The 8620-nt window shown below is 35.4% G+C and carries 11 protein-coding genes; 1 reads left to right on the top strand and 10 read right to left on the bottom strand.

Translation table 11 applies throughout. From position 1 onward, the window contains the following. Positions 1-188: 188 nt before the first annotated feature. The 8 genes from ACQKP0_RS22235 to ACQKP0_RS22200 form a co-directional block, all read right to left on the bottom strand. Positions 189-809, bottom strand: coding sequence for a class I SAM-dependent methyltransferase (locus ACQKP0_RS22235; protein ID WP_427408010.1), 621 nt, complete (start codon positions 807-809; stop codon positions 189-191). A gap of 33 nt (positions 810-842) precedes the next feature. Further along, positions 843-1541, bottom strand: coding sequence for a DUF4386 domain-containing protein (locus ACQKP0_RS22230; RefSeq protein WP_427408009.1), 699 nt, complete (start codon positions 1539-1541; stop codon positions 843-845). Between the two features lie 55 nt (positions 1542-1596). After that, positions 1597-1755 (bottom strand): zinc-binding dehydrogenase, encoded by a 159-nt coding sequence (locus ACQKP0_RS22225; RefSeq protein ID WP_427408015.1) that lies wholly within the window; start codon positions 1753-1755, stop codon positions 1597-1599. 495 nt (positions 1756-2250) lie between these two features. After that, positions 2251-2433 (bottom strand): DUF6366 family protein, encoded by a 183-nt coding sequence (locus ACQKP0_RS22220; protein WP_427408008.1) that lies wholly within the window; start codon positions 2431-2433, stop codon positions 2251-2253. A gap of 135 nt (positions 2434-2568) precedes the next feature. Next, complete coding sequence (locus ACQKP0_RS22215) at positions 2569-3657, bottom strand: alpha/beta fold hydrolase (RefSeq protein ID WP_427408007.1); 1089 nt, start codon at positions 3655-3657, stop codon at positions 2569-2571. Between the two features lie 34 nt (positions 3658-3691). Then, positions 3692-4549 (bottom strand): alpha/beta fold hydrolase, encoded by an 858-nt coding sequence (locus ACQKP0_RS22210; protein ID WP_427408006.1) that lies wholly within the window; start codon positions 4547-4549, stop codon positions 3692-3694. A gap of 194 nt (positions 4550-4743) precedes the next feature. Beyond that, positions 4744-4950 (bottom strand): SH3 domain-containing protein, encoded by a 207-nt coding sequence (locus ACQKP0_RS22205; protein ID WP_427408005.1) that lies wholly within the window; start codon positions 4948-4950, stop codon positions 4744-4746. Positions 4951-5494: 544 nt separating this feature from the next. After that, a complete protein-coding gene (locus ACQKP0_RS22200) occupies positions 5495-6145 on the bottom strand; it encodes an MOSC domain-containing protein (protein WP_427408004.1) in 651 nt (216 codons plus the stop codon). Between the two features lie 257 nt (positions 6146-6402). Here ACQKP0_RS22200 and ACQKP0_RS22195 point away from each other — a divergent pair, with 257 nt between their 5' ends. Next, the gene (locus ACQKP0_RS22195) at positions 6403-7299 is read left to right on the top strand and encodes a LysR family transcriptional regulator (RefSeq protein WP_427408003.1); all 897 of its coding nucleotides are present in this window, start codon (positions 6403-6405) and stop codon (positions 7297-7299) included. A 176-nt stretch (positions 7300-7475) separates the two neighbouring features. On the opposite strand, the gene ACQKP0_RS22190 is transcribed toward ACQKP0_RS22195, so the two are convergent. Together ACQKP0_RS22190 and ACQKP0_RS22185 are read right to left on the bottom strand one after the other, a co-directional pair. Next, positions 7476-7664 (bottom strand): hypothetical protein, encoded by a 189-nt coding sequence (locus ACQKP0_RS22190; RefSeq protein WP_427408002.1) that lies wholly within the window; start codon positions 7662-7664, stop codon positions 7476-7478. 123 nt (positions 7665-7787) lie between these two features. After that, on the bottom strand, positions 7788-8492 hold the full coding sequence (locus tag ACQKP0_RS22185) for a response regulator (RefSeq protein WP_427408001.1): 705 nt from the start codon (positions 8490-8492) through the stop codon (positions 7788-7790). Positions 8493-8620 lie beyond the last annotated feature (128 nt).

The following is an 8620-nucleotide window of genomic DNA, read 5'->3' as shown; positions in this document are numbered from 1 at the left end:
TGTATCAGTTTAAACTACAAACTACAACGAATGCTCACAAAAAAAGAGTGGAATCTTCGGATACTTGAAGTACCACAAACCATTCGGTTTTTAGTAGCACTCCGTATCCGACCTCACTCTCATCCCACCCCTAAAGGGGGTGCTAATGCACCGTAGTGGGCTTTCACGTTCGGGAAATCTGTAACATATCAAATCTTCCTAGCAACAATGAAATATTCCTGAGAACTTTTCTTCAAGCAATCCGATTCGACAATTGAAAAATTCCCTTCCTCAATTGTATCGACTAAATTACGTACTTTAAATGATCTTATTTTCGGCACTAAACCAACTCTACCTGCAAAGAATAACAAGCTTCTTAGAAATATCTTTTCTCCCACGCATGGTGTTGCAGAAATCAATAATCCTCCTGGTTTCAACAGTTCATTAATTCTTTGTAGAACGAAATGTTCATCTTCCAACAAATGCAGAACATGAAAGACCAGGATGACATCAAATGAGCCTTTCTTATACCTTTCATCAAAAATGGTCGAATGAGTATAGTTTATATTTGCAATATTTCGCTCTTTTGCCTTTTTTTCTGCAATTCCTATCATATTAGAAGATATATCAATCCCATGAATCCCTTTCACATATTCTGCAATTTCATTTGATATCAATCCAGTCCCACAGCCGTAATCCAAAACAATGTCGCTTATTTTGAGATGCGTTTTCGTTCTTTTTATTATATTGATGTAAGTCTGTTCATCCTTCATCTCTAATTGATCATATTTACTTGCTGTTTTGTCCCAGAAACTTTCTGATTTATTCATTTCAGTTACACCTTCTTTTCTAGAGCATTCATCTTAATTGGATACAGAATTCTGTTCCGCCCGGTTGTATCCTTTAATGATTAGCCATATAGCCAAAACCAATTGTTGAAAGGCTATTGGAATGTTCAACATCATGTAGGTTGAATCCAGACCGATGAAGCGAATCATAAATAATAAGCTAGCCAATATGGACAATATAGACCCAATAAGACCCGAAACTGACAACCAACGTGGAACTAATTTTGTTTGGTAAAATATGCAGTTAAACAAGAACATAGCCAAAACAAATGCCATTGTCGTTGCCACATGGTTCACCAAATCACGTCCTTCCCGTAACAATTCACCCAGAGTCTGAAAATACGATACACTCAGAGTTCCAACTTTTGCAAATTCGTGACTTAATGACAATAGCAACAGAAGAATGATTACACCAATAATAATGAACACACCCGCAATGATGCCGAAAGAAACAGATCCAAGAGCTAAACCTTTATTATGTTTACTTAGAATCGGATACATCAAAATAGGAATACCAACATATGCAACAACCATTAAAAACTGGAAAAACGCTCCTATTAGTACCTGATTTTCATTTGTAAAAGCCTTGACAAGGTAATCAGCTCCATCTATAACAGGAACAACACTAAATATACCTGTAACCAACCCGGCTATTAATAACATTCCAGTAATTACTGCAGATCTTTTACCTGAAAATGTACTATTCCTCAACATAATTAACCTCCTTATAATACCTACCCTTGTCTGATGTTTACTTGACGTGCAAAAATTAATAGGTCAAAGAAATAGCGATGATGACATTTCCTCTTTTACGACCGTTATCGGCATATCGATGTGCTTCAGTCGCTTGGTCCAATGGGTATTGCCGATTAATCCGGCATTTGCAAATTTCACTCCCCAGTTTTATCCACGTTTTATTGCTTATCATCATATTGAAAGACCTACTCGCAGGATTTCAATACCTACAATTCGATATCCGATAAAAAAGCTAGCAACTCGAGGCAAAATTGATATAAATGTATACCCGCATCGGTTTCGCCACACCTGCACCTGCCAATTGTTGGATAACGGTGTGCCGTAGGAATTTATTCAGGGGATGCTCGGGCACGAAAAAGCATCCACCACTCAGTATATGCCCAGCTAGGAGGAGAGGTTCGAAGAAAATTATATCGTCGGTATTTCTAGGACTTTAGAAAGAAGAGTATGGTTGGCACTTGGTGACAGCTTCGCTGATACTACCCTAACTACTGTGATAATCTGAGATTCGACAAGATTTCTTTTTGCTTTGAGTGAGAAAAAACGCTAAGCCGGTCACATTCGAAGGCTTAGCGTATATTTTCGTTAAAATGTTGGCGGGACCCCTTTAAAGACTAAAATAATTTTCAGAAATATTAAGACCGAACTTTTTAGAGCATGGAAGTAATCAACCTGAACACGCTCTTATAAACAAAATAATCACTAAGATTATTATTGCTGAAAGAATATTAATTAAACACCCTCCACCAGGGGAACCTATAAATGCTCGTGCTAAAGCATTATTTAGCGTTCCACCTGGGTTTTTCTGCTGCTCTTTTGCTTGTAATCTTTCTCTTTCCTCCTTTGACACGATACCCACATCCTTTATCCACGTCCTAAAAACTATGGTTAACAAAAATATCTTAATAATAGACTTCTAGATTAATTTAACCTACTTGGATAACATACAATTTCAATGTGTTAGTTACCTTCAACAAGCTGATATTTAACCACCTGAAATAATCTTCTTCTTGATGTTCACCAATACTGCATGAAATTTATCAATTTCTTCAAAATGAGGAAAGTGTGCTGAATGTTCAAACCAGATGAATTGTTTTTCGGGTGCGACTAGCTTTTCAAAATAGTTGTAAACAACTTCGGATGGTGTCATATAATCATATCTTCCCATGCAAAAATAAACAGGAACATTTAATTCAGGAAGCGTTTTAAATAAATCAGTATCTTCGGTTTGTGGAAGAATTACTTTTCTGGAAAATGCGTCTCCTAATGCCAGTTTAATTCCATCTGCCCACGTATATTCAGGTCTAAAGAATATCCCCTTCATTAACTCATTATAACTATTGCTTTTCCTTTCAGAACCTCCAAAAGCAGTGACCCATTTTCTTTCTAAAGTTGTATCTTTACGAGGATTTTTATAAGGAGGAGATCCAATTGATTCTAAATCCGTAATCGCTTGTTTATTTTTTTGTTTCCTTGCTTCATCAAGTGCAAATTGATATGATAACTGTTCGCCAAGCGGGGAATTTGCAACTTGTCCAATGCCAATATAAGCATAGAAATCCTCAGGATGTTTTTGAACGGTCCAAATAGCTAATAGACTTCCCCATGAGTGGCCGGCTATAAAAATTTTCGGCTGATCAAACTTCTGTTTTAAATACTCTGTTAATTCAACAGTATCTTGAATAAGGTTGTCGATCTGTAAATCGTTTTCAGACATCCCTAAATGATAAGACTTTCCCGAACCGCGCTGATCCCAATTCACGACAATAAAATCATTTTCCAACTCACTCTGATATTTCCGGGCATAGGAAATTTGAGGATAACCTGGCCCACCATGAAGAAAAAGGACAATAGGATTCCTTTTATCCTTACCGCGAATAAGAATCGATTGTTTTATTCCGTCAAGTTCAATTTGCTCTAGAATAGAGACACTGTTTGGCAGCACCGCTCCCTTATCATCTCTTATTTTTGGAGTCCATGATGGAAAAATTAGTAGAATGATAAATATACATAGGATACATAATATTATTTTGAACCTCTTCCGTCTTCGAGATAACATACTCCTATCACTCATTCCTCCTTTCTACCGCATTATTCCTTTTGTATAATTATTGAAAAAATAAATTATTTCTTAGAAAAAATTTAAACTCTTCCATAAATAAATTCGCCTCTTCTAGAAATGGATAATGATTGCTATTATGAAAAATAATTAGTTTAGAATTTGGGACTAGCTCATTCATTTCGATTGAGTATGATAATGGACATTGTACATCATGCTTTCCACACATGATTAATGTTGGTACTGAAATGAATGGTAGTTTTTTTGTCACATCATAAATTTGCAACTCACGGCTAAAATAGTTCAGTCGAATGGCAGACATTTTCTTTCTAATATTTAATGTAAATAATTCTTGATATCTTTCTGGCTGAAATAAAGAGAGCTTTGTTCTTTCAATAGATAGAGTATTTCTTTGTTCATTCGATATATCGGAACGTTTTAATGCTTCAATAAGTTCTTGCATTCTATTAAACTGAGGATGTTCTGAATTATATATACATTCTGGTGATAATGTCATATAGTCTCTTGCTGCTGCTCCGACAATTACATTAAATTTTAAGTTGTTTGAAAAATAAATTCCATAAATGATTCCTAACATTCCACCAGTTGAATGACCCGCAAAACCCCATTGATCAAAGCCTAAAGCTTCACGAATAGCTTCTAAGTCATATACAGTTTCTAACATACTAAGCTGAAAAGGTTCTAAGGCTTTTTCTGAATATCCCGCTTCCCTTAAATTTACTAAGAACACTTTGTTTGTTTTTATAAAAGTCTCTGCAAAATAATCTCCCGTCTCATTAAATTCAGAGTAGTGGTGAGTAACACAAAGCGGCTCCCCTTCTCCTTTTATGAATATTTCAAAAGACCCGCGAGATGTACTTAATAATTTTTTATTCCACTTATTCATATAGTTCTCCTTTAATTTTGTATATGAATTATTCTTTCAATAAAGAAGAACAAATTCCTTGTAAAAATCTAAGTCTTCACAAAGTTGTTGAAATTCCTGTCATTTCTGCAAAAAAATATTTATTTACTAATTCAAATATATCTAGCAGTGAAAATATATAAATATAGCCATTTCTCAATATCAAAATCCCTTAATTAATCCAGTAGTTTTAAATTTTCCATTGGAATCCAGCCTAATTCATCATCTCCATCACATTGGCACCATCCCCAGCCATTTAGCTCCCTAAACTTAGTCACAACATCATTTTCGTTCGCATTTAATTCATTTGCAGAATATTCTTCTGTTATAATTCCTTGTTTATCAACTTTTTGTATGATTTGCTCAGGAACCCATCCCTCCATTTTCATATCAAGAGTATAACAATATCTCCAATTCCTCCAACCTTCCGGTCCATCATCTAATTAAAGTGTACCCTATAGAGTAGACACCAAAAAAGTCTACCTATAGGGTACTTTTTAATGGACATAATAAATTACATATGTTATTACGAGGTGCATTTAAAAATCATACAGTTGTAGCTATATTCAGAAAATAGAGAGCCTTTTTGGGGATACTAAATATTGTCAAACATATAAATATGACTGTATTCCCTTTATACTACTTAGAATGTGAAACTACACTATTCAAAATTGTTTATTAGGAAAACGACAGTTTTGAATACTTTCTTTCAAAACTGCCGTTTTATCTACTGGCTATCTATACAGTCATCACCATTAAGTAATAAATGTTTCTAAAAAGTTAAACTTACAATATTACAGAAACTCAATTTAAAGATTTATCAAAGTATTCAAATTTAGATAATTGCATTAAAATATGGTACAAATACTTAATTGTTTTACACTACCTTATCCCCAGTCAAATCACTGTAGTCTTTCAACATCATGATTATTCATTTGGACCAATTACACGATTACGAATATCCAATTTTCCTTTACCTTCAGCACGTTTAGATAACGTATTTCGCCAGTTAGGTGCGAGGAGTTCACAAGTAGCAAGTCTAGCTGCTAATTCTAAATCATGTTTTTTATTGTGCATAACATCATTGCATTTAGCCACAGTCCATTCAGGGAATGGTCTTTTTTGAAGTTGGAGATAATCTTCTGCTTGTATCTCACCCTCTTTAAGAACACGAAAATACCATCCTGTTAAGCCCTCTTGTTGTATTTGTAAAGCTAAATCTTTTATTTTCCAGCGTCTTGCTGGTCTCCAACATGGTTGCCTTGGTTGCGAAACTTGAACGACAGCCCCACCAATATGAAATACATCACCGATACATAAATTATCTTCATTGATGTTTTTAACAGCTAAGTTTTCACCAAATGCACCGACGGAAAAGTCTGGCCTTTGTAATTTTTTTTGCCAATAATCATAATGAGAAACCGTATAGACAAAAATTGCTTTTTCCGGTCCGCCATGTCGCTTAAGATCTGCTTGTCCGTCCCCTCCAAGATTTGTTTTCCCTGCCCAAATCTTTCCTTTAACTGAATATTTTACAATTCCAGTGGTCCACTCACGATCCATTGGATGTTTTTGCATCTTTATTTCCGAATGTTTGTGGCTTTCCTACCATTATTTTATCTATCACAGGTTGACTCACCGATATCAAACTCCTTTTTAAAATTAATTTTGATTCATATTTCCGCTTCTCATAATTTTGAGATGGTAATGCATAAACTCAAATATTTAAACCATTTTCCACCATAAATTTTATCTATTAGAAATATATAATAAATTAGTATATAATTATAGTTAAAACCTATCATTATAAATATAAATACTTGGGAGGAAATTCGATGGAACTAAAACAATTGGAATACTTTATCGTATTATGTCAAGAGCTGCATTTTACACGTGCGGCGGAGAAACTAGGTATTGCCCAACCTTCTCTTAGTCAACAAATTGGCTTGTTAGAACATGAAGTAGGGATGCCTTTATTTGATCGTATTGGCAAAAAAAATATACTTACTGATGCAGGTAAAACATTGCTCCATCACAGCTACAATGTTTTTCATGAAATTTCTCAGGCACGTGCTGCAATTAGCGAGCTTCAGGGATTAGAGAGGGGCACGCTCAAAATAGGCTCCCTACTCACAGTTGTTAATTATTTGCTTTCCCCAACAGTTATCGGGTTTCACAATGCTTATCCCAATGTAGAACTTTCTGTACAAGGGTTACGAACTGGAGATATTTACAAAGGACTATTACAAAATGAATTGGATTTGGGTATCGTTTTTTTACCGTTGGAACATGAAGACCTAGAAGCTATTCCGCTCTATAAAGAAGATCTTGTTTTTGCTGCACCTATAGATCACATCATTGCAAAAGAGGCGTGTGTATCACTTCAAGTTTTAAAAGAGACACCATCTATTTTATTACCTGAAACCTATTTTCTACGACAAGTTGTTAACGAACAGTGTCGCTTAATGAATTTCGCACCCAAACCAGTACTTGAAATGACGACGATGGAATCTATCATTCAAATGGTAAGCAAAGGCGTCGGTGTTACGATACTACCAAAAGCTTACTTAGATTATATTGATAATATTCATATTAAAACGATTCCTATTCAAGATCCGGTAATCACCACACAGATTGGCATTGCCTATCGAAAGAACAAACATTTATGTGCTGCTAGTCGTGTTTTTATGGACCAATTGATTAAAACAATTAAAGATGAACGCTTTAACTAGAGTTTTATCAGGAATAATCTTTATGCTTTTCAATACTTTTTCAGTACAACTTCAATGAGGTCAACAGCTTGGTCAATTTCTGGATAATAATAACGGAATCTCATATTCCGTAATTTCCATTCGCCGAAAAACCGTTTTTAATACCGAGTCTTGTTTTGGGGTGCAGTTTCGGGCAGCTACCAAATGCAAAGTTCTTGTAAGCTTCGGAATGTTGGAGAGTTCGGATTGTAAATATTCCACACGTAGCTTCCATTACTATACGACATAAGCCAAGTTTCTACTTTCTCATAAGAGATTAGTTGTGCAGTTTGCAGATCAACCTCTGCTTCTGAACATAGCTCACGCTCCGTTTCTTTTCGAGCCATTGGTATCGTCTCCCTACAAGTGATATTAAGGAGTGGCCTCGTCTAAATTAGTCAATAACAACCTTTTTCGAATAATTAAATGTCGTTTTTTAATCTCCCTCCTTCGGCACTAGGATATTACTCCTACTCCCCACACTCCTTCATTGTACCTATAATCTTTGAAACAGGGAGGATGATCTTTTTCTCACACCCCTTGCTTATTCTGTGTCGAAGTAGCTCGAATCTAATTTTAAATGCCGTAAATCTCCTTTGCTTTGCCTTTTGAGCAGCTTCTCGAATTGTGTGTGCCTCTAATTTACGGATAATATTCCGTACAAGAGATTTCATCGTATTCGATGAAACACCAAGCAATTCTCTGATGGCAGGTTGACTATACCCCCAACCTATAAAGGTAAGAATGTCCTTTTCAGTCGGGGTCAGCATACAAAGCCACTCTTTGTGTTTTATATGTCTAATCTCATTACGAAGGATTGTTGCAGCATCCGAATGAAGGGAAGAATCCCCATGAAATGCTTCTCTGAGGGCACTTATTATGTCTAAATAGTTACTCTTTCTGATGAAATTTATCGTTCCTGCTGAAACTACATCAATGATAATCTCCCGATCATCTAGTGATGACAGGACAATAATCGGTAACTCTTTTTTATGGAGTATTTCTGTTATGGTGTCTAATCCTTCGTGCTGAGTTGAGTTTAAAATGACACCCAAAACCATTACGTCTATCTGTAATTGCATACTCGCTTGAATCGCTGTTTCTTTTGTTGAAACAATTCCCGATACTATCATATACGGTTCAGAATTGATTAACGAGCGAGACGTTGTTGCCAATCGTGGTCACTGCCAGCCAGTAATACTTTTGTGCTCCGTCTCTATCTGAGAATCAATTCTTTAATCTCTTCTGAATAATTCTCCAATCTATCCATAAATAATAACCTCTTTTCCACTTTAAAAACAGA

It is taken from the genome of Heyndrickxia sp. NPDC080065 (assembly GCF_050281185.1).
Classification (GTDB): Bacteria; Bacillota; Bacilli; order Bacillales; family Bacillaceae_C; genus Heyndrickxia.
The sequence above is the reverse complement of the archived record's forward strand: the minus strand, read 5'-3'. Positions and strand labels throughout refer to the sequence as shown.